We start from the raw sequence: 20,819 nt of genomic DNA, 5'->3' as shown, positions 1-20,819 counted from the left end.
GACCGTCAAGATCACCGGCACCACCGGCGGTAATTTCGAAGGCGTGACCATCACGCCGGGCGGCGCGACCACCACGATCAACGACACCATCGATGATGTGACCGTGGCGCTCAAAGCCACGGGGTCCGTCGCCGAAGGCGGCCAGATTACCTATACCGCATCGCTGGTCGACAAGAACGGCGCGGCTGTGAACAACGTCGGTTCCGATCTGGTGGTAAAGCTGGATAACGGCTCGACCATCACTATCGGTAACGGCAAGTCCAGCGGCACCACCACGGCTGTGGCGCCTAACGACGCGTATGTCGGCGCCAACGATGTGAACAACAAAATCACCGGCGTGGTCAGCGGCGGCGACAAGTACGAACACCTGATCGTCGACGGCAGCACCGTGACCACCAAAGTGACGGATGTGGTCAACAACACCACCATCAGCATCACCGGCGACGCCTCGGTGACTGAAGGCGGCACGGCGCATTACACGCTGACGCTGAGCAACCCGGCGCAAACCGATGTGACCGTGACGCTCAAGTACAGCGGCACCGCCACCGATGGTTCGGACTTCAACGGCGTGTACACCGTGAAAATTCCGGCCGGCTCCAGCAGCGTGCCGTTCAACATCGCCACGATCGACGACAAGATCACCGAGCCGACCGAACAGATTGTCATCACCATCGACAAAACCACCGGTGGCAATTTCGAAAATCTGGTAATCGACAAGGGCACTGTCAGCACCAATATCATCGACAACGATGCGCCGCCGGTCATCGACCTGGATGCCAACAACTCCAGCGGCGCGACCGGTGCCGACTACAGAACCACCTTCACCGAAGGCACCGCTGGGCCGGGTGTGTCGATTGCCGACACCGATATCAAGATCACCGACCCGGACAGCACGATGCTGACTGGCGCGACGGTGACCTTGACCAACGCACAGGCCGGTGATGCACTGAACCTGGGCAACAGCGTGAATGGCATCATCGTCAGCACCAATAACCAGACGGGCACCATCACCCTGACGTTGTCGGGCAGCGCGACGCTGGCTGATTACATGCAGCGTATCCAGAACATCACGTTCACCAACAACAGCCACGACCCAAGCACCACGCCGCGGACCATCACCGTGACCGTGACCGATGGCGGCAACTATTCCAACGTCGCCACCACCACCGTTAACGTGGTGGCGGTCAACGATCCGCCGGTCGCCACCGGCAGCGCCGTGACCGGCACCGAAGACACGCCGCTGGCACTCACCTGGGCCAACTTCGGCGTGACCGATGTGGACTCGCCACAAGCCAGCCTGGGCGTGAAAATCACCGACCTGCCGGTAGCCGGCAAGCTGCAATACCTGGCAGCCGATGGCACTACCTGGACCAACGTGACTGCCAACCAGACCTTCACCAAAGCCCAGATCGACGGCGGTCAGTTGCGCTTTATGCCTAACGCCAACGAATCCGGCGCCGACGGTTATGGCGGCACGGGTGTTGGTAACAAGCAGGCTGATTATGCGCAGTTCAAGTTCCAGCCTACCGACGGCAAAGACCTGGGCAACAGCGCCACGGTGAAGGTCGATATCACACCGGTGGCCGATGCCCCTACGCTGAACGTGGCCGATAACAATGTCGCCTCGACCGGTCTGATCAAACAGGGCTGGAACAGCATCGCCGGCCTCGGCACCAACGGGAACGGCGCGGCACCCGACGTACTGAAAAAAGCCATCGACGGCGCCGGTACGCCGAACAACACCAGTGTCGTCACCAATGTCGAGTCAGTCGACAATGTCAACGCCGGCTCCGGCTCCAAGATCTCCGGCCTGATGTACATGGAAGCTGGCAAGAGCTACACCTTCAGCGGCGTCGCCGATGACAGCGTGGTGGTCAACGTTGGCGGCAAAGACATTGCCAGCGGGGTATGGGCGACCAACAGCGGCAAGTTCAGCGGCTCGTTTACGCCAACGGTCAGCGGTTACTACAGCCTCGAGATCTACCAAGCCAACCAAGCGGGGCCTGGCAGCTTTGACGTCAATCTGTCGATCAACGGCGGCGCGATACAGAACTTGAGCACCAGCACCGTGCCGCTGTACACCGGCCTCACTGATTTGACCAATGCCGGCGTGACCGTCTCCGACCTGCATGGCAGCAACGGTGACGGTTACTACGTGGGCTACAAGCTCAACGAAGGCCAGGAAAACGGCAGCGTTAAACTGTCCAAGGTCACCACCGCACTGACCGACACCGACGGCTCGGAAACCCTGAGCGTGAAGATCAGCGGCGTGCCGGCAGGCTCGGTCCTCACCGACGCGGCCGGGCACACGTTCACGGCGACCAAAAGCGTGGGCGAAGTCAACGTGACCGGCTGGGATTTGAACACCCTGACCATCAAGCCACCGACCTATTACAGCGGCCAGTTCAACCTGACTGTGACGTCGACCTCCACCGAAAGCATCGGCGGTTCGGCGTCTACCACGGCGCAATTGCCAGTCACCGTGTACCCGGCGACCTACAGCTCGGTGACGGGTACTTCGGGCAGCGACAACATTGTCGGCACCGACGGCAATGACATCGTCGTGGCCGATATCGGCGGCCTGAACGTGGTGCAGGGCAAGAACTACAACATCGCGTTCATGGTCGACAGTTCCGGCAGTATGAGCGTCGACTCGATCAACGCGGCGAAGGCTTCGCTGACGTCAGTATTCAAGTCGCTCAAAGACAGCCTTGGCGCCAACACCTCCGGCACCGTGAACATCTTTGTGGCGGACTTCGATACCCAGGTGAACAAGTCGGTTGCGATCAACCTCAACGATCCAAACGCGCTGACCTTGCTCAGTGCGGTGCTGGATTCGATGAAATCCGGTGGCGGCACCAACTACGAAGACGTGTTCAAAACCACGGCCAACTTCTTCCAGAGCGGCCTGGCCACCAGCAACACCGGTGCCACCAACCTGACTTACTTCATTACCGACGGCCAGCCAACGTACTACCAGAGCGGCGAGCAGACCAACCCGACGCTGTACGGCAACGTCAAGTTCGACAACGTGGTCACGACTGCCAACTACACGCCTGGCACGACGTTCTCCACCTACATCGACAATACGCACTACTTGTCCATCGACAATTCGGGTGCCGCTCAACTGCAAATCTACAATGGCTGGCGCTGGGTCGTCACCGACCTGGGCACCGTACATGCCCAAGGTGACGGTACCTTTGAGTTGTCCAACCTGGACGGCACGGGCAACAGCACCAACTCGGCGACGCTGAGCAATGCCAAAAGCGCCTTTGCGCTGCTGGGCGGGTTGTCGCAAGTGGAAGCGATCGGCATCAATGGCGACGTCAGCCTCAACGACCTCAAGCCTTACGACACCGATGGCAAGCCGCAAAGCAACATCGATCCGAAGGACCTGGCCAACGCCATCCTCGGTCACACCGAGGCCACGCTGCCAGGCGCCGACACCATCAGTGGTGGCGACGGCAACGACATCCTCTTCGGCGACCTGGTGAGCTTCAGCGGGATTACCGGTGAGGGCTACAACGCACTGCAGGCCTTTGTGGCACAGAAAACCGGCGTGGCCGTCTCGGCGGTGACCACCTCGAACGTGCACCAGTACGTCACCGAGCACTACGCGGACTTCGACGTCTCCGGCGCCAAGGACGGCAACGACACGCTGTTGGGCGGCGCAGGTGATGACATCCTGTTCGGCCAGGGCGGCAACGACCTGCTGGACGGCGGCAAAGGCAATGACATCCTGCTGGGCGGCACCGGTAACGACACGCTGATCGGTGGGCCGGGCAATGACATCCTGATCGGCGGTTCGGGTGCCGACACCTTCGTCTGGAAGGCGGGCGACTTCGGTAATGACGTGATCAAGGACTTCAAGGCCTCGGAAGGTGACCGGATCGATCTCAAGGATCTGTTGAAAGGTGAGACGGACAGCACCATCGACAACTACCTCAAGATCACCACGGTAGAGGGCGTGTCGACCCTGCAAATCAGCAGTGAAGGCAAGCTCAACGCCGCTGGCGGCCTGGCCAATGCCGATGTGACGATCAAGCTGGAAGGCAACGATTGGTCGCACACCAGCATCAACTCGCTGATCACAGGCGCCGACCCGACCATCAAGATCGACCACACCGCCTAAGCTGTGATTTATCGGCCGTCCGCAAGGGCGGCCGATTGGCTTGGGCGATACGTCGCTGGCCCTGGCGGCCGGTTGCATCGCATACTCGCGACCATAAACACAGCATTGACCTATGCGGGTGAACGCGTGTGGCTCATTTTCGAGGGATTCTTATGTTTTACGTGCAACGTGATGCACAGGGAGCGCTGAGTCGCGTGGAGGCCGCCGCCTTTGCCGAGTCGACCGAAACCCTGCCGGCCGATCACCATGAGATCCAGGCCTGGTACGCCAACGAAGTGGTAGAAACCAGCCTGGCGCAGCTCAAGCAAAGTGACTTGGAGATGATCCGGGTACTGGACGACTTGATCCAGGTACTGACCCGCAAGGGCGTGATCAGCGTGACCGACCTGCCGCCAGCGGCCCAGGCCAAGCTGATGGACCGTAACCACGCACGGGAAGCGCTGGGTGGGTTGAGCCACCTGATCAATGATGAAGAAACGGGCTTGATCTGATTTCTTGAAGTAGAACCGGATCGAAATGTGGGAGCTGGCTTGCCTGCGATGCAGACACTTCGGTGTATCAGGCAAACCGAAGTGATGCTATCGCAGGCAAGCCAGCTCCCACACAAGCCCGCTCCCACATTGGATTTGCATCACTTCCAGGGCGCAGGCTCACCAAACAACTGGCCCTGCACGCCGAAAATCCCCATCTCGCGAATCACCTTCAATTCACCTTCGGTCTCCACGCGCTCGGCAATCAACGGCAAGTCAATGCTGTGGGCCGCGCGCTGGATTGCTTCGATAAACAGGCGTTTGTCGCTTTCCTGGTCGATGGCGCGGATGTAGCTGCCGTCGATCTTCAGGTACGCCAGGCCCAGGCGCGCCAGGTTGCCGATCATGCTGAAGCGCCCACCAAAACGCTGCAGGCTGAGGGAGAAGCCCAACTCGCGCAGGCGCTGGGTCAATTGCTCCAGCAGAGCCTGTTCGGGCAATTGTTCTTCGCCGATTTCCAGGGTGAGGCGCGGGCCGAGGTTGCTGTGCTGGCGCAGCAACTCGACAATCCGGTTCAGCGCCTGGGCGTCCTGCAAGGTGGCGGCCGAGAGGTTCAGCGCCAGGCTGTGCGTATGACTGGCCATCTGCTTGAGCACCTGCTCGAGCATCAATCGGTCCAGGCGTGCAGTCCAGCCGAAACGCTCAAGCCACGGCAGGAAACGTCCGGCCGGGATGGTGTGGCCGTCGTCATCCTGCAAACGCGACAGCACTTTGTAGTGCAGCACCAGCTGTGGGTCCTGGCTGGCGACGACCGGCTGGAAGTACAGCTCAAAACGCTGGTTGGTAAGGGCCTGGTCCAACAGCGTATGCCAGGCATGGTGATCGTCACCGACACTGGCGGCGGCGCTGTGGTCAAGGCACACCCAACTGCTGTCGCCCTGCCCTTCGGCCTGGGCCAGAGCCTGGTCAGCCAGCGTCAGCAATGCCTGGGGCGAATCACCGTGGTTAAATGGCGCAAGGCCAATGTAGGCCACCGGCGTGACGTCACTGGCACTGGTTGCTTGCAAGCTGAGCAGGGTGCTTTCCAGGTTCTGCGCCAATTGCAGCGCTTCTTCACGCACCAGCCCGGGCGCCAGCACCGCGAACTCACCACCACGGATACGGGTGACGAGGTTGTGGGTTTCCGGGTAAGGCTCGCACTGGCGCAACAACTGTTCGCCCACCGCTTGCAGCAACTGGTCCGTGCGCTGGCCACCCAGGCGCTGGTTAAGGCCGGCCAGGTCCTTGACCCGCAATAGCAACAGGTAACCGGAGTTGGTGTCTTCCGGGTTACTCACGCGGGCGTTGAGTTGCATCTCGAAATAACGCCGGTTGGCGAGGCCGGTGAGGTTGTCCTGGTAGGACTCGATGCGCAATTTTTCACTGCGCTCGGCCTGCTCCTGGAACAGCGCCTTGAGCTTCTCCACCATCTGGTTCATGGCCTGCACGACGCGCCGCAGTTCCGGCGTGCGTGGCAGATCAGGCAGGCTGAGGAACTCGCGGCGGGCGATGGCGTGGGACTGCTTGACCATGTAGTCCAGCGGCTTCAACTGCCGACGCAGCAGCAGCGCGCCCAGCACCGCACTCACCGCACCGCACAGCAGCAACCAGCCCAGGCTGCCCAGTGCGCTTTGCCAGAGCTTGGCCAGGGCGAACATCGGGTGGCTGACAACCTCTACACGCGCCGCCTGCTCCCAACCACGGTTGACCAGCGCATCGCCGCCAGCCGGCTCCAGGCCGATCAGCTTGACGAACCAGTTGGGCACGCCGTTGTTGTCCGGGATGCCGCTGCGCTCGACGATGGTTTTGTCGGTGGCCAAATCCACCACGCGGATGCTGGCGTAATAGCCGCTGTCGAAAATCGAGCTGACCAGCAACTCCACCATCGCCGGGTCGTCGATATTGGGCGTCAGCGACAACGCCAGCGCCGTCGCCGCGTCTTGTGCATGGGAGCGCAACTGGTTGACGTATTGGGTGCGCGAGCTTTCCAGGCTGACCATGAAGCTGCCGCTGAAGGCGACCACCAGGAACAGACAGATAGCGATCAATAGTTGTTTGAACAGTGACATCCGATCAGTTACTCCTAGTTGGCAGGCTCGGCCGGGAAGCCTTCCGCACGCATTTTTTTCAACACATCCTGCCAACGCGACAAGCGTTTGGTATCACCGACTTTCTTGTTGCCCGTGGCGCCAGGCAGGTACAGGCCCTCGGCGTTGAATGAGTACACCGGCACCAGGTCGGTACGGCGGGTAGCCGGCAGGATCTCTTCCATCAGGCTGTCGAGCACCAGCGGGATGGCATCGGGGGTCGGATAATACGTCAGCACCATGTGCGCGCGATTCTGACGCAAAGCCTTAACGTAAGTAATGCGCAATTTGTCGCTGGAGACGCCCAGGTGACGCAGGCTGAAATACTTGGCGATTGCGTAGTCCTCGCAATCTCCCGCACCTTTCCAAAGCGCTTCGATGGGGGTTTCCCAATAGTCGACCACGTGCCAGAGGTCGATGTCTTCTACGTAGCTCATCTGCTTGTTGAAGAACAGGTTGACGACCTTGAGTTGCTCCTGTTCGTCGACCTTCTTTTCAGTCGCCAACAGGCGCTGCCAGGCGTCGATGCGCTGTTGGCCCTCGCCGAGCGGCCCGTACAGAGCCGTGGCTTTGCGGCTGATCTGCGAGAAATCCCAATCGGCATGCAGCCCGCCGGGCATCAGGCCAGCGAGCAAAGCCGCTGAAAGTAGCCAGCCGACAATTCGAGAGGGAATAAAACTTACCGCCAAGGCGTTCAGTCCGTGAAGAGAGACGGAATTTCAGGGATGGTGAAGCTTCAACCAACAAAAAACAATGGCACAGTGCAATCATTCATAAGCGGCTCGAGTTTATAAACACCGCTTGTGGGACGCACAAAGTATCGCCTGTAAGCCCTTACAAACTGAAACTTTGGCTGTTTGACAAGCGCGCGACCCATCTCTAGTGTGCTTTGGATCCAATTAAACACACTCCATTCAAGATAGGAGGATAGCGTAACCGTGACGCAGAAGCCGAACCCCTTAAGCAGCATCAAAATCAGCGGGCCTATTCCCGCCCATCTTGCACGCGCCGTTATTGAAGAAACGTTGCGCAATGCCATTCTCGACGGCAGGTTGCCCTGTGGTACCGCGATGCGCCAGCAAGAATTGGCCAGCCTGTTCGGCGTCAGCCGCATGCCCGTGCGCGAAGCCTTGCGCCAGCTGGAAGCCCAGTCCTTGCTTCACGTGGTAACCCACAAAGGCGCCGTGGTTGCGCCGTTGATCGAGGATAATTCGGCCGAGACCTATGCCCTGCGCATATTGCTGGAGTCCGAAGCGCTGCGCCTGTCGATTCCGTTGCTCACCGAAGCAGACATTGCTGAGGCTGAAGCCTGCATCAATACGTTGGAGCAAGAGCGTGACTACGCCGAGATTGGCCGGCTCAACCGCCTGTTCCACATGGCGTTGTATGGCAAGGCGCCCAACCAGCGGTTGCTCAAACTGGTTGAACACGGCTTGAATGAGGAGGAACGCTTTCTGCGCTTCAACCTCGAGGCAATGGGCCTGGGCGAGACGTCCCAGGAAGATCACCGTGAATTGCTGAGCCTGGTGGTGCACAAGAAAGTCGACGAAAGCATCCTGACACTGCGCAATCACCTGATGCGCGGTATGGAAGTGATCAATACCTACCTCGATAGCCTTGAAGGCACCGCAAAAAAAACTGCACAGTAAGGGTTTACCCGCCTTTTCTTGCCACTTGAACACTCTGGGGTATCTTTCCTCTCAGGAAGTACCCCACGTTTATGCGCCAGGCCGAGATTAACACTCAAGTAAACCCACGCTTATCAAAGAAACTTCTCACACACTTTCACACTACTTGATCACAACAAGTTCCGTCTCGAAAAAACATTTAATACTTTCATCAGTTTATTCAAACGTTTAATCAGATTATTATCTTCCACCCATAAAAGAACACTTCACTCGGCAGTGCAAACCTGTGTCAGGTTAGCGCTGTACGCGTGGCTTGGCTAAACGCCGGCCCTCTGCTTTTCATTACAAAACCCCCTCACTGTTTCCAGAGCAATCGCAACAACTTATAGGCGTCAACCATGCATCAACATTTGCTTGAACAAAAAAAACTACAGCTATGCAGTCATCCGTTATTTACAGAAATAACCTCACTTAAGAAGTTACAAGCTTTTATGGAGCAGCATGTATTTGCTGTTTGGGATTTCATGAGTCTGGCTAAACGCCTGCAGCGGGATCTGACGTGCATGCAATTACCCTGGCTGCCGCCCGGTGACCCGCAAAGCGCACGCCTGATCAATGAAATCGTGCTTGGCGAAGAGTCAGACGAACATCCAACACGTGGCCACTGCAGCCACTTCGAGCTGTATCTGGAGGCGATGACCGAGACAGGCGCAGACACCTCAGCCATCCAACACTTCATTGAACTGCAGCGCCAAGGCGTCCAGGCAGATACTGCGATGCAAAGGGTCAATGTACGCCCTGGCGTGGCGCGCTTTGTCAGCAGCACCTTGCAGACCGCGCTGAACGCGCCAGCCCACTGTGTGGCAGCAACGTTCCTGCACGGCCGCGAGAGCGTCATCCCATCGATGTTCGAACGTATTCTGCAGGGCGACGCCTTAATGGCGCGTCAGGCACCGTTGTTCTGTCACTACCTCAGCCGTCACATCGAACTGGATACCCAGGATCATGGCCCAGGCGCAGAGCAGTTACTCCAGCGCTTGATCGGTGCCGACCCCAAGCGCCAACACGAGGCGGATGAAGCCGCCCTGCGCGCCATAGAAAACCGCCTCGGTTTCTGGGACGACGTACACGCCTCGCTCCATGAGGTGCAACCATGAACACCGCAGACTACCGCTCGTTTGCCGAAGATTGGGAACGCCGCGCCACCATCCGCACACGCCCCCGGCGCTTGCTGGAAAATGACGATCGCTTGATCTTTCCGGTCTGCCGCCAACCTTTGGTGCTCAGTGCAACGTTTGTTGAGCACTGCCCGCAGTGGCGCGACTTCGTGTTGACGCAAAGCTTCTACAAATTCATCAATGACGTGGTGATCTTTGAAACCGAGATCGTCGACACGACCGCCCGCAGCATTGCCAAGAATCGTTTCGCACTGCCCTTCCCCCTTGCCTGTCGCATTGACGCGATGACGGTCGTGGTCGATGAGGATTACCACGCGCTGGTTGCGTTGGACTTCCTGCAGCAGACCATTGAACTCACGGGCATAGAACCGCTCGAGTTGCCCACGCAAATCGAACTGAGCCGGGCCTTGCCGGCTGCCCGGGCGCTGGCACCGCAACACCTGCACGACGCTGTGACGTTGATTGGCGTGGCCATCGCCGAGAACACCGTCACCCACGACGTAGCGGCGTTTGCCAAGGACGACAGCGTCAAACCTTCCATTCGCGGCTTGATGGCCGATCACTTGTTTGACGAGGGTCGTCACGCCCAGTTCTGGACGCAGCTGGTGCGTCTTTACTGGCAGGCGGCTAGCCCGGCAGACCGAGACAGCATCGCCGCAGTCCTGCCGACCTTCTTGACCCATTACCTGACCAACACGCTGCACAAAGGCTTCGACCTGCAGCTTGTCGAGCACTTGGACGTAGGCACCGACATCCGCCAGGCACTACGCGACGAAGTCATGGCGCTGCACTTCCCCATCACCCGCCAGCACCCGCTGCTCGGCAACATCATGGGGCTCCTGAATCACAGCGGCGTGCTGCATACGCCCAGCGTCGCCCACGCGTTGAGCGACTACCTGCCCGAGCCGTGGAGGCAGACATGCAGCGTCTGAATATCGGATGGGCCGGCACCAGCCACGCCCTGATTGCGCTGAAGCAAGTGCTCGAAGCCTACGGGCACGTCAGCGCCACGCAACCCTTCGACCTGTTCATCGAGGATGGCACCCAAGCGCCGCTCACCCACTGTGTAGCAAGCCAGTGGTTAAGCCTGCGACTGGGTATCGGCCCGCTGTGCGAAGGTGGGCTGCCCTCCCTGCAGGTGCGCGGCTACGACCATGACCAACGCGTGCTGGCGGTACACGACATAGCCCATGAACCCAGCGGCAACGGCCAACGCCTGCGCCGACACGCGACCAAGTCTCTGGTGGAGTGGGCCGCCGCGCTGGTCAGCGGCTTCTCAAGGGACGCAGGCTACTTTGCTGCCAGCAGCATCACCAACACCTGGCCTGAACACAGCTTGCACGGGCTGGACGCCCTGGCGTTTGTGCATCGGTTCAATCGCACTGACCAGCCAGCATTGTTGCAGGCCGCCCAGGTGCCGATGATCGAACGGTTGCAGGCCAGTCTGCACGCCTTTGCCGAGCGCCCGGCGCTGAACATCGCGGGCAACGTGCTGAGTTACCGCCAATTGCAGCATCGCGCCCTGTCGATCCAACAACGCCTGCATCCCCTACTGGGAAGTATTGAAACGCCGGTGGTTGGCGTGTGTCTGGAAAAGTCCTTCGAGTTGTACGCCAGCATTCTCGCCGTACTCGGTTGCGGCGCGGTGTATCTGCCACTGGCCCCGGATCATCCGCCGCAACGCCAACAGGCCATGCTGGAACACAGCGGCGCCAAGGTATTGCTGGATGACGGCCGACACCCTTTGCGCGAGCAGTTCACAACACTGAATGTCGGCAATATTGACTCGAGCCACGCAGACATCACGCAGCCATTGATGCAACGTCGCCCCAACATCGACGCACCGTGCATGGTGTTGTTTACCTCGGGCACCACCGGCCAGCCAAAGGGTGTATTACTCAGCCAAGGCAATCTTGCGCATTTCACCGGCTGGGCCGGCGCCAGCCTGGAGCTGGATGAACACAGTCGTGTCCTGCAGTTTTCGCCACTGAGTTTTGACTCATCACTGATCGATATCTTCCCGGCCCTGATCGCCGGCGCCGAGCTGATCGTCCCCAGCGAAGAGCAGCGGCGCGACCCTCAGCAACTGGTCGAGTTGATTCGCCAACAGCGCATCAGCCATGGTTTTTTGCCGCCGGCGCTGCTGAGCATCCTGCCGTTGGATCAGCCGTTGGGCCTGACCCATCTGATGACCGGCGGCGATGCCTGCGAGCCGTATGTGATCGAACGACTGGCAGGCCAGTGCCAGTTGCACAACCTCTACGGCCCTACCGAGACCACAGTGCTGGTCAGCCACCGGACGTTGTGCCCCGGTGACAGCAATCGGAATGTGGGGCGCCCCATCGCCAACAGCCAGGTGCTGATCCTCGATGACGCGCTGCAACCGGTACATGAGCAAGTAATGGGCGATCTGTACATCACGGGGCCCGGTGTAGGGCTGGGGTATGTGACCGCGCCGCCGCCCGAGGGCAACCCGTTCGTTGAACTTACGTTGCCCGGCGGCCAAGCGCTGCGGGCCTACCGCAGCGGTGACCGGGCAAAATGGACGGCGGACGGTATCGAGCTGGGCGGACGACGGGACGATCAAGTGAAAATCAGGGGCTTTCGCGTCGAACCCCAGGAGATCGAACAGTGCCTGCGCAGCAGTCGGCTGTTTCGCCAAGTGGCGGTGGTGATCGACCAAAACCGACGGATTTTGGGGTTTGCCGCCCAGCCCGAGGCCGACGCGACGGTGGCGGATCTGAAGCAGCATGCACAGCGGTGGTTGCCGGCTTACATGCAACCCGAGCGTTGGACAGAGCTACCGGAAATGCCCTGCACCGGCAATGGCAAAATTGACCGCCAGGCGTTGCTGACGGCGCCCGGGCACACAACGCCGCGCATCGCTCGCGCCTCGGCGCAAACGCCGCTGCAAACGCACCTGGTGACGCTGTGGAGCGAGTTGTTGGACGTGCCTGGCGTTGAACTTTGCATTGATGAGAGTTTTTTCAATCTGGGCGGCCATTCCATCTTGCTGTCGACCTTGCTGTTGCGTTTGCGCGAACAGTTCGGTTGCAGCCTTTCCTTGAACCGTTTTTTTGAAGCACCGACGATTCGTTCGCTCGCCTTGCTGATGGAAGACGCTGCACCGTCTTACACACCGTCATGCCAGATGGAAAAGGACGCATCCCAGACGCTGAATGTAAGCATCCTGCCAGAGACGTTCGCTGGCGATCCGCGCAAGGTGATCGTCACGGGTGCAAACAGTTTTGTGGGTGTGCACCTGGTCGAAGCGTTGTTGGCGCAGGGAGCACGGGAGGTGGCATGCCTGGTGCGTGAACGCCCAGGGCACTCGGCGCCAGCACGGTTTGCACAGGCACTGCGCGAGTACCACTTGGAGCATCTGGACCTGAGCCGTGTGCAGGTTTATGCCGCCGACATCAGCCTGCCTCGTCTGGGCCTGGCCTGTGATGTCTATGACCACCTCGCCCGTAACCATGGTGTGTTGGTGCACAACGCCGCCAGGGTCAACCATGTGCTGGACTATGCCTCACTCGCCAGGGATAACGTCGAACCCGTGCTTGAGTGCTTGCGCCTGTGTGAAACCCACAGCAAGAAAGTCTTCAACTTCATCTCGACGCTGTCAGCCTGCAGCAGCGTCGACGCCCAGGGTCACATCCTCGAAACACCGGCCGTGGCCACGTTGCCGCTCTACCTCAAGAATGGCTACAACCTTTCCAAGTGGGTCGCCGAGCGGCTGTTAGGGCGTGCGGTCGAGCAAGGCGCCTGGGTGAATATTCATCGGCCGGGGAATATTGCGTTCAACAGCCAAAACGGTGTGTGCCAGCCGCAAAACAACCGCCTGATGCTGATGCTCAAGGGGTCGCTGCAGTTGGGCCTGGCGCCCAGCCTGGAAGTGAATTTTGACTTGATGCCGGTAGACTTTCTCGCACGTTTCGTCGCGTTTCACTGCGGCCAATTCGCGGCGCGGCGAAACGTCTTCAACCTGCATAACCCGCAGCCCTTGAGCTGGGACCATTACCTGGATGCATTCAGCCAGGCCGGCCATCTTTTCGATCGGGTGAGCGTCGCGCAGTGGCAAAAGAGGCTGCCAACGGTGGGGCCTGATAACGCCCTGTTTGGCGTGCTGGGCTTTTACCTGGATGACCTGGCGGAAGACATCAGCGACGTCTCGATGATTTGTCACGACAACGCGCGCCAGGGTGTGGCAGCGATGGGCGAACAGTACCCGCGCAAAGACCCTGCGCTGTTGCGCAAAGGCTGCGACCACCTCAAGGCCATTGGCTTTCTCTGACCTGCTTCAGGACCCCTTATGAAACTGCTGCAACCCGATACATTGATCCGTAACCCCAATGGCGCACCGCTGGTAGCGTCTGTTGACGTCGCGTGCGATGCCGCTCGCCTGTGGAGTGTGGTGGGAAATTTTGCAGGCTTTGATGCCTTCATTCCTGCCCTGTCGCACATCGAAATGACGGGAACCGGCGTAGGCGCATTACGCAGCAAATTTTTCCATGATGGGCACCACGTCGTTGAGCAACTCAACAGCCGTGACGAGCAAGCGATGTGCATGACGTGGACCACCCTCTACAACACCTTGGGTGTCGCGCGGCTATGGGCCGCCATGTGTGTGGAAGCACTCGACGCCAAACACGCCAGGGCGACCTGGACGCTGATTGGCGAGCCGGTCGATACACCGCAGGCGGAGTTTGAGCAGTTTGCGCAGGCTTTCGCCGACAGTGCCCTAGAGAATGTTCGCCGGATGTTCGACTGATCAGCAGGAGCGAGAGGCCTCGCTCCTGCCAAGCCGGGTCAGATCTTGAAGCTGTCGACCAGTTGCTTCAATCGACTGGCCTGCTGCGACAGCGCATCGCAGTCCTTGAGCGTTTCGTTGAGGTTGACGACACCTTGTTGGTTCAACAAGTTGATCTGGTTGATATCAACGTTGAGGGTTTCAACCACGGCGGTCTGCTCTTCGGTAGCCGCCGCAACCGATTGGTTCATGCCATCGATCTCGACGATGCGCTGCGTCACGCTGACCAGGCGCTCACCCGCCTGGTTGGCCACTTCAACGCTTTCTTCGCTGGAGACCTGGCTGGCGTTCATGGTGGTCACGGCCTCACGCGAACCCACTTGCAGCGAAGTGATCATCTTGTGGATCTCTTCGGCCGATTCCTGGGTTCGGTGCGCCAGGTTGCGCACTTCGTCCGCCACCACGGCAAACCCGCGCCCGGCTTCACCGGCACGCGCAGCCTCGATCGCCGCGTTGAGCGCCAGCAAGTTGGTTTGCTGGGAGATGCCTTTGATTACATCAAGGATGTGCCCGATGTTATCGGTGCTGGCGTTCAGGGTTTCGATCTGCGTGCAGGACAAGCTGATCTTTTGCGAGAGTTCCGACATGGCCAGGATGGTTTGCTCCACCACCTTGCGCCCGTCATCCGCTTGCTCACTGGCGCCGCTGGCGTGCTGGGAGGCATCTGCCGCGTTGCGGGCGATTTCCTGGGTGGCGGCGCCCAGTTCGTTGATGGCGGCTGCCACACTGTTGGTGCGTGCGCTTTGCTCGTCCGAGCCGATGATCGAAGCGTTGGAGGACGCCATGACGCGCTGGGACAGGTCGTGTACCTGACGCGTTGCCGAAGACACTTCGGAAATCGAGGCGTGGATGCGCTCGACGAACTGGTTGAATGCACTGCCCACTTCGCCGAACTCATCTTTGCTGGTCACGTCCAGGCGGCGGGTCAAATCGCCTTCGCCCTGGGCGATGTCCTGCATGGCCACGCCCATGGTGGTCAGCGGGCGCAACAGCACTTGAATCAGCAGGCTGAGCAGTACGGCGATGGCCACTACGGCGATCAACATGGCGATCAGTGCCGATGTACGGAATTTACTCAGTGGTGCGTAGGCTTTGTCTTTGTCAATCGACAGGCCGATGTACCAATCCGCGCCCGGCAAACCGCTGATAGGGGTAAATGACAGAATACGGTCCTGGCCGTTGAGCACAACGTCCTGGCTGACCTTCTCGATACGCAGGCTGGTGCCAGGGTAGATGTCCTTGAGGTTTTTCATCACCTGGTCCTGGTCAGGACTGACGATGACCTGGCCATCGGCGCTCACCAGGAACGCATGGCCAATACCGCCGAAATCCACCGAGTTGATGATTTTCACCAGGGTTTGCAGACTCAAGTCACCGCCCACTACACCGAGCAGTTCGCCGTTCTTTTTGACCGGCAGGGCAATGGTCACGATTTGCCCGCCAACGGCCGCCATATAAGGCGGCGTCAGCATGGTTTTATCGGCGGCTACTGCTTGCTTGTACCAAGGGCGCTGACGAGGGTCGTAATCGTCGGGCATCTTGGCGTCAGGGCGCTGCGTAAATACGCCGTTGGTTTGGCCGACATAGGTGAACTGGAAGTTCGAGGTGAACGCGGGTTGGTCGACCAGCCCCGGCAGGTCGGCACCGCTGCCTTGGTGAGCAACGTTTTGCGCCAGGCTTTCGAGGACCAGGATGCGGCCACTGAGCCAATTCTGCACGCTGCTGGCCGTGAGCTCGCCTGACTGCTGGATAGACGACTCAAGGTTTTGCGTGATGGTGCTGCGCTGCAGGTAATCGTTGTAGAGGGTAAATAGCGCGAAGGCCAGAACCACGACGCCTGACGCGGCCAGTAGAATTTTATGACTGAACTTGAGATTCATTTCATCGACTTCTTTTGCCAAAGGGGGGTGAGCGTGCCGAGTGGAACATTCCATGTAACGATAGGCGGACTCTCCGACCGCTCTATTTCGGTGCACGCATGGCTCGTCAGGCTTTCGGCCACTCCAGAAGAAATCTTAGAGATTTGTGAGAAGCATCCTGATTTTGAGTAGGAAACCGACCAGTGGTAGAGGCACAGCGTTCGGAGTTGCAAAAATTTTCTGCCTCCCAGACAATGCGACTAATTATCATTTGTGACGCTTGGCCAAGCCTGTGTGAATGCCCTCTACTGACTACATTGCGTGCGAAAGTGTTGTACACACGCTTTACAGCACCCACCACAACTGGCTCAACACCTGGCTGCGCAGCCGCTTGGGCAATGCCGCCGATGCTGCGGACCTCGCACAGGATACGTTCTTGCGCCTGCTGCAAAAAACCGAACGCTTTGAGCTCAAGACGCCGCGTGCTTTTTTGCGCACCATTGCCCGGGGCCTGGTGATCGATCATTGGCGCCGCGAAGAAATCCAACGGGCCTACCTGGAGTCCATCGCCCACTTGCCGCAAGCGCTGGCACTCAGCGCCGAAGCGCGTGCGTTGGTGTTGGAGCTTCTAGAGGAAGTCGCCCGGCTGTTGGACGGATTAAAGCCCAAGGTGCGTAAAGCGTTTTTACTGGCTCAATGCGATGGCCTGACTCACCAGCAGATCGCACAGCAGATGGGCGTGTCGCTGCGCTCGGTGGAGCGGTATATCGCTGAAGGGCTGTATCATTGTTATGTCCTGCGCTATGAAACCTGACGCCAATGGATAACACCGCGCGCTCCGGGCCAGACCCGCAAGTGGTCAAACAGGCGATCAGTTGGGCGCTGCGCCTGCGTAACAACCGTGCGAATGTGCGCTTGCATGCGCAATGTGAGCATTGGCGTGAAGCTCACGATGACCATGAATTGGCTTGGCAACGAGTACAGGCGTTACAACGGGAATTGAACAGCCAGATGGCGGCGATTCCAGAGGCGCATGTGGCACTGGAAAACGTCGCACAAGGCTTGGGCCGACGACAGGCACTGAAGGTGTTGTCTGGTGTTGTGTTGGTGGGCTCGGCGGCGTGGATAAGCCGGGACATGACCGGCTGGCAGCGGTGGACGTCCGATTTCGCGACCGCCACCGGCGAGCGGCGCAGCGTGCAATTACCGGACGGCACACGCCTGCAACTCAACACCGACAGTGCGGTGAACCTCACCTTCAATGCGCAGCAGCGCCTGATTACGTTGGTACGCGGAGAAATCCTGGTGACCTGCGGCTCGCCCTCTTCGGCGCCTTTGCTGGTACACACTCGCCACGGCTTGCTCGAAGGCGTCGATGGGCGTTTTACCGTGCGCCAAGACAGCGAGTGCACACGCTTGGGCGTGGTCAACGGCAATGTGGCCATCCAATCACCGCATACGGCCGATGGCCTGGCGACTCAAGTGCACACAGGGGAAACCTATCTGATCAGCCAGGCGCACGCCGTGTTGTCTGCGCCGCTGACCATGGACATGGGCGCCTGGGCCGATGGGCTGATTGTGACGCGAGACATGCGCCTGGCCGACTTTGTATCGGAAGTGGGGCGCTACCGCCCGGGTTATCTGGGTTGTGCCGCAGAGATCGACGACTTGCGGCTGTCAGGGGTTTTCCGCTTGGAAGACACCGACAAGTTGCTGGCGATCGTTGCGCAAACACTGCCCGTTCAAGTGCGCTATCGCACACGTTGGTGGGTGAGCTTGGAACACCTGGCCTGACTTTTTCAGTTTTTTTTGGCGGCTTTTTTCCGTGAGTCCGGCTTAGACAGTGAGCCTCTTTATCTGCCTTACCGGCCTCTACGGACCTTGATCATGACTGTGCGTTTTCTCAACGACTCACCAGACTCCTCCTACCCGCTTTTGGCCAAGGCCATACGCGTAGCGTTACTGTCGACGGCAGTGGGCATGGGCGCGGTCCCGTTGGTTGGCATGGCTGCGCAAGCGGCCAGCGAGCGCATTCATCAGCGCTACGACATCCCTGCCGGCCCGCTGAGCGACGCGCTCAATCAGTTCGCCCGCCAGGCGGGCATTACGCTTGCCAGCACCCCAGCGCAGACTCAGGGCCTGGAGTCGCCAGGGCTGCGCGGTGAGTACTCCGCGGAGCAGGGCCTGAATCATTTGCTCGATGGCTCGGGGTTGCAGGCTGCGTCACAGGACGGTACCAGCTTCGTCTTGCAGTCGCTGCCGCATAACAGCACGCTGACGTTGCCCACCACCGACATCAAAGGCTTCGCCCTGGGTAATGCGCTGGGCAGCATGGACGGCTACAACGCGACGCACAGCCAGATCGCAACGAAGACCAGTGCCGCACTGCTGGAAACCTCGCAAACCGTCTCCGTGGTGACGCGCGAACAGATGGACGACCAGGGCTCTCAGACCGTGGCACAAGCCATGCGTTACACCCCTGGCGTGCTGACCAACCCCTATGGCGCAACCCATCGCTATGATTATGTGGCGATGCGCGGCTTCAACGATGGCTCGGTCGACAACATCTACCTGGATGGCTTGAAGTCCATGGGGGACAGCGGTACTTACAGCACCATGCAGGTGGACCCGTACTTTCTTGAACGCGTGGACATTCTTAAGGGGCCGTCTTCTGTGCTGTACGGGCGCAGCTCGCCTGGAGGTCTGGTTGCACTGACCAGTAAGAAGCCGCTGTACGAGCCCTACCATCAAGTGCAAGCGACAGTCGGCAGCAACGGGCAACGCGGGATGGGTTTTGATTTCAGCGGGCCGGTGGACGATGACAAGCGCGTTGCCTATCGGCTGACCGGGCTGGCGGATAAGTCCGACACACAATTCGACCATGCCAAAGAAAAACGCTACGCACTGGCGCCGACAGTGAGCATCGACTTTACCGAAGACACTTCACTGACACTGCAAGCGTATTTACAGCACGACCCTGAGGGTGGTTATCACGGTGGTATGCCGGCGGACGGCGCACTGCACCAGCGCAATGGCCAGCGTATCTCCAACCACTTTTTTGAAGGCGAGCCGGGGGTAGATGGGTACAAGCGTGACCAGCAGTCGTTTGGCTATCAGTTCGAACATCGCTTCAACGATGTGTTTACTGCGCGACAAAACTTCCGCTATCTCGACTCCAAGGTGAAGCTGGACCAGGTGTATGCCTATGGCTGGACTACACCAACCAGCAATGAGCTGAACCGCTATTACTCCGGCGGTGATGAAAAGCTGCATGCGTTCATTATCGACAATATGCTGCAGGCGGAATTTTTTACCGGAGCAACCAAACATACGGTGCTGATGGGCGTGGATTATCAGCGGCGTAAAACAGTGGTGGACTGGACCAGCGGTTCACTGCAACCGATCAACGCGTTTAGCCCGGTCTATGGCAATTCGGCGATCAGCAATGCCAACCTGACCAGTTATCTGCGACGACTGGAGCAGACGGGCGTTTATCTGCAAGACCTGGTTGAGATGGATAAATGGCGATTCTCACTGGGACTGCGCCAGGACTGGGTAGAGACGTCGGATGAAAACCGCATCGCTGAAGCGGGCCGACCGCTGGGTACGCAGATCAGCGACAAACGTACCAAGCTGACGGGTCGGGCGGGGGCGTTGTACCTGTTTGATAACGGCCTGGCGCCGTATGTCAGCTACTCGGAGTCTTTCAACCCGAACTCCTATTCCGACAGTGCGGGCAACCCGCTGGCACCGACTAACGGGACACAGTGGGAGGCGGGTTTGAAATATCAGCCGCCAGGAACCGACAACCTGTTTACCGCATCGTGGTTTCGCATCGACCAGGAGAACCTGGCCACCAAGTTGCCGCAGGAAAACTTCTATCGTGCTGTAGGCGCTGCCCGTTCCCAGGGGCTGGAGCTGGAAGCCCATGTGCAACTGACCGATAACCTGAAGCTTTTAGGCAGCTATACCTTCACCGACATCAAGTACTCCAAGTCCATGGTGAGTACTTTAAGCTCCGCCGACAATCTGATCGAAAACAAAGGCAACTCGCCGACCCAGGCGCCTCGGCATATGGCGTCAGTATGGGCGGACTATAAATTCAATAGCGCAGCCCTGGACGGCTTGCGACTTGGCGCGGGCGTGCGATACGTGGGGTACAGCTGGGCAGACGCCGAGAACACCATGAAAGTGCCCGCCTATACGTTGTTTGACGCTTCAGTAGGGTACGACCTGGGCAAGGTGGGCTTGAAGGGTGTGGATGTAAGGCTCAATGCCAACAACCTGACCAATGAGAGCTATGTGGCTTCGTGTGCCAGCTTGAACTTCTGCTACCTGGGTGAAGAGCGTAATGTCAGTGCTACGGTCAGCTATCAGTTCTGATCCGTTATAGCTTCTAACAAGCCGGCGCCTGATTTCAGGGGTCGGCTTTTTTGTGGGTGTCGTCAGGCTGCCTTTGTCCGGCCCAGACGCCCACGTGAGCGGTCTGCAGCCGGGGAAATATCATCCCCCTAAACGACAAAACCCCTGTCTGCGTTAGCAGACAGGGGTTTCGGAATTTAATCTTGACGATGACCTACTCTCACATGGGGAAACCCCACACTACCATCGGCGAT

12 protein-coding genes and 1 pseudogene are annotated in these 20,819 nt (G+C 59.1%); 10 read left to right on the top strand and 3 right to left on the bottom strand.

Annotation, left to right across the window (positions count from 1 at the left end; translation table 11 throughout):
* Positions 1–4,132, top strand: a pseudogene (locus K0H48_RS28645) (LapA family giant adhesin); the annotation flags it as partial.
* A 152-nt stretch (positions 4,133–4,284) separates the two neighbouring features.
* Entirely contained in the window at positions 4,285–4,623 is a 339-nt protein-coding gene (locus K0H48_RS28640; protein WP_219337638.1) for a tryptophan synthase subunit beta, read from the top strand.
* 140 nt (positions 4,624–4,763) lie between these two features.
* Here K0H48_RS28640 and lapD read toward each other — a convergent pair whose 3' ends face one another.
* A complete protein-coding gene (gene lapD, locus K0H48_RS28635; RefSeq protein WP_138813108.1) occupies positions 4,764–6,710 on the bottom strand; it encodes a cyclic di-GMP receptor LapD in 1,947 nt (648 codons plus the stop codon).
* Between the two features lie 14 nt (positions 6,711–6,724).
* Positions 6,725–7,417, bottom strand: a complete 693-nt coding sequence (lapG, locus tag K0H48_RS28630) for a cysteine protease LapG (RefSeq protein WP_219337637.1) — start codon at positions 7,415–7,417, stop codon at positions 6,725–6,727.
* 249 nt (positions 7,418–7,666) lie between these two features.
* On the opposite strand from lapG, the gene K0H48_RS28625 reads away from it, so the two are divergent.
* From K0H48_RS28625 to K0H48_RS28605, 5 genes are all read left to right on the top strand, one after another.
* Positions 7,667–8,377 carry a GntR family transcriptional regulator gene (locus tag K0H48_RS28625; protein ID WP_219337636.1) on the top strand — a complete coding sequence of 237 codons (711 nt, stop codon included), beginning with the start codon at positions 7,667–7,669 and terminating at the stop codon, positions 8,375–8,377.
* Positions 8,378–8,754: 377 nt separating this feature from the next.
* Positions 8,755–9,513 carry a DUF3050 domain-containing protein gene (locus K0H48_RS28620; RefSeq protein WP_219337635.1) on the top strand — a complete coding sequence of 253 codons (759 nt, stop codon included), beginning with the start codon at positions 8,755–8,757 and terminating at the stop codon, positions 9,511–9,513.
* The gene (locus K0H48_RS28615; RefSeq protein WP_219337634.1) at positions 9,510–10,466 is read left to right on the top strand and encodes a diiron oxygenase; all 957 of its coding nucleotides are present in this window, start codon (positions 9,510–9,512) and stop codon (positions 10,464–10,466) included. The genes K0H48_RS28620 and K0H48_RS28615 overlap by 4 nt, the downstream gene beginning before the upstream one ends.
* On the top strand, positions 10,454–13,828 hold the full coding sequence (locus tag K0H48_RS28610) for an amino acid adenylation domain-containing protein (RefSeq protein ID WP_219337633.1): 3,375 nt from the start codon (positions 10,454–10,456) through the stop codon (positions 13,826–13,828). The genes K0H48_RS28615 and K0H48_RS28610 overlap by 13 nt, the downstream gene beginning before the upstream one ends.
* Before the next feature lie 18 nt (positions 13,829–13,846).
* A complete protein-coding gene (locus K0H48_RS28605) occupies positions 13,847–14,305 on the top strand; it encodes an SRPBCC family protein (RefSeq protein WP_219337632.1) in 459 nt (152 codons plus the stop codon).
* A 38-nt stretch (positions 14,306–14,343) separates the two neighbouring features.
* Here the strand turns inward: K0H48_RS28605 and K0H48_RS28600 are convergent, their stop codons facing one another.
* Positions 14,344–16,224, bottom strand: coding sequence for a methyl-accepting chemotaxis protein (locus tag K0H48_RS28600; protein ID WP_138813115.1), 1,881 nt, complete (start codon positions 16,222–16,224; stop codon positions 14,344–14,346).
* A 277-nt stretch (positions 16,225–16,501) separates the two neighbouring features.
* Here K0H48_RS28600 and K0H48_RS28595 point away from each other — a divergent pair, with 277 nt between their 5' ends.
* The 3 genes from K0H48_RS28595 to K0H48_RS28585 all read left to right on the top strand — a co-directional run bounded on the left by K0H48_RS28595 (position 16,502) and on the right by K0H48_RS28585 (position 20,586).
* Positions 16,502–17,017, top strand: coding sequence for a sigma-70 family RNA polymerase sigma factor (locus tag K0H48_RS28595; protein ID WP_219337631.1), 516 nt, complete (start codon positions 16,502–16,504; stop codon positions 17,015–17,017).
* A gap of 5 nt (positions 17,018–17,022) precedes the next feature.
* The gene (locus K0H48_RS28590; RefSeq protein ID WP_219337630.1) at positions 17,023–17,997 is read left to right on the top strand and encodes a FecR domain-containing protein; all 975 of its coding nucleotides are present in this window, start codon (positions 17,023–17,025) and stop codon (positions 17,995–17,997) included.
* A 93-nt stretch (positions 17,998–18,090) separates the two neighbouring features.
* Complete coding sequence (locus tag K0H48_RS28585; protein ID WP_219337629.1) at positions 18,091–20,586, top strand: TonB-dependent siderophore receptor; 2,496 nt, start codon at positions 18,091–18,093, stop codon at positions 20,584–20,586.
* Positions 20,587–20,819 lie beyond the last annotated feature (233 nt).

Source organism: Pseudomonas sp. Xaverov 259 (assembly GCF_019352915.1).
Taxonomy (GTDB): Bacteria; Pseudomonadota; Gammaproteobacteria; order Pseudomonadales; family Pseudomonadaceae; genus Aquipseudomonas.
This window is presented reverse-complemented; position numbering and strand designations above follow the sequence as displayed.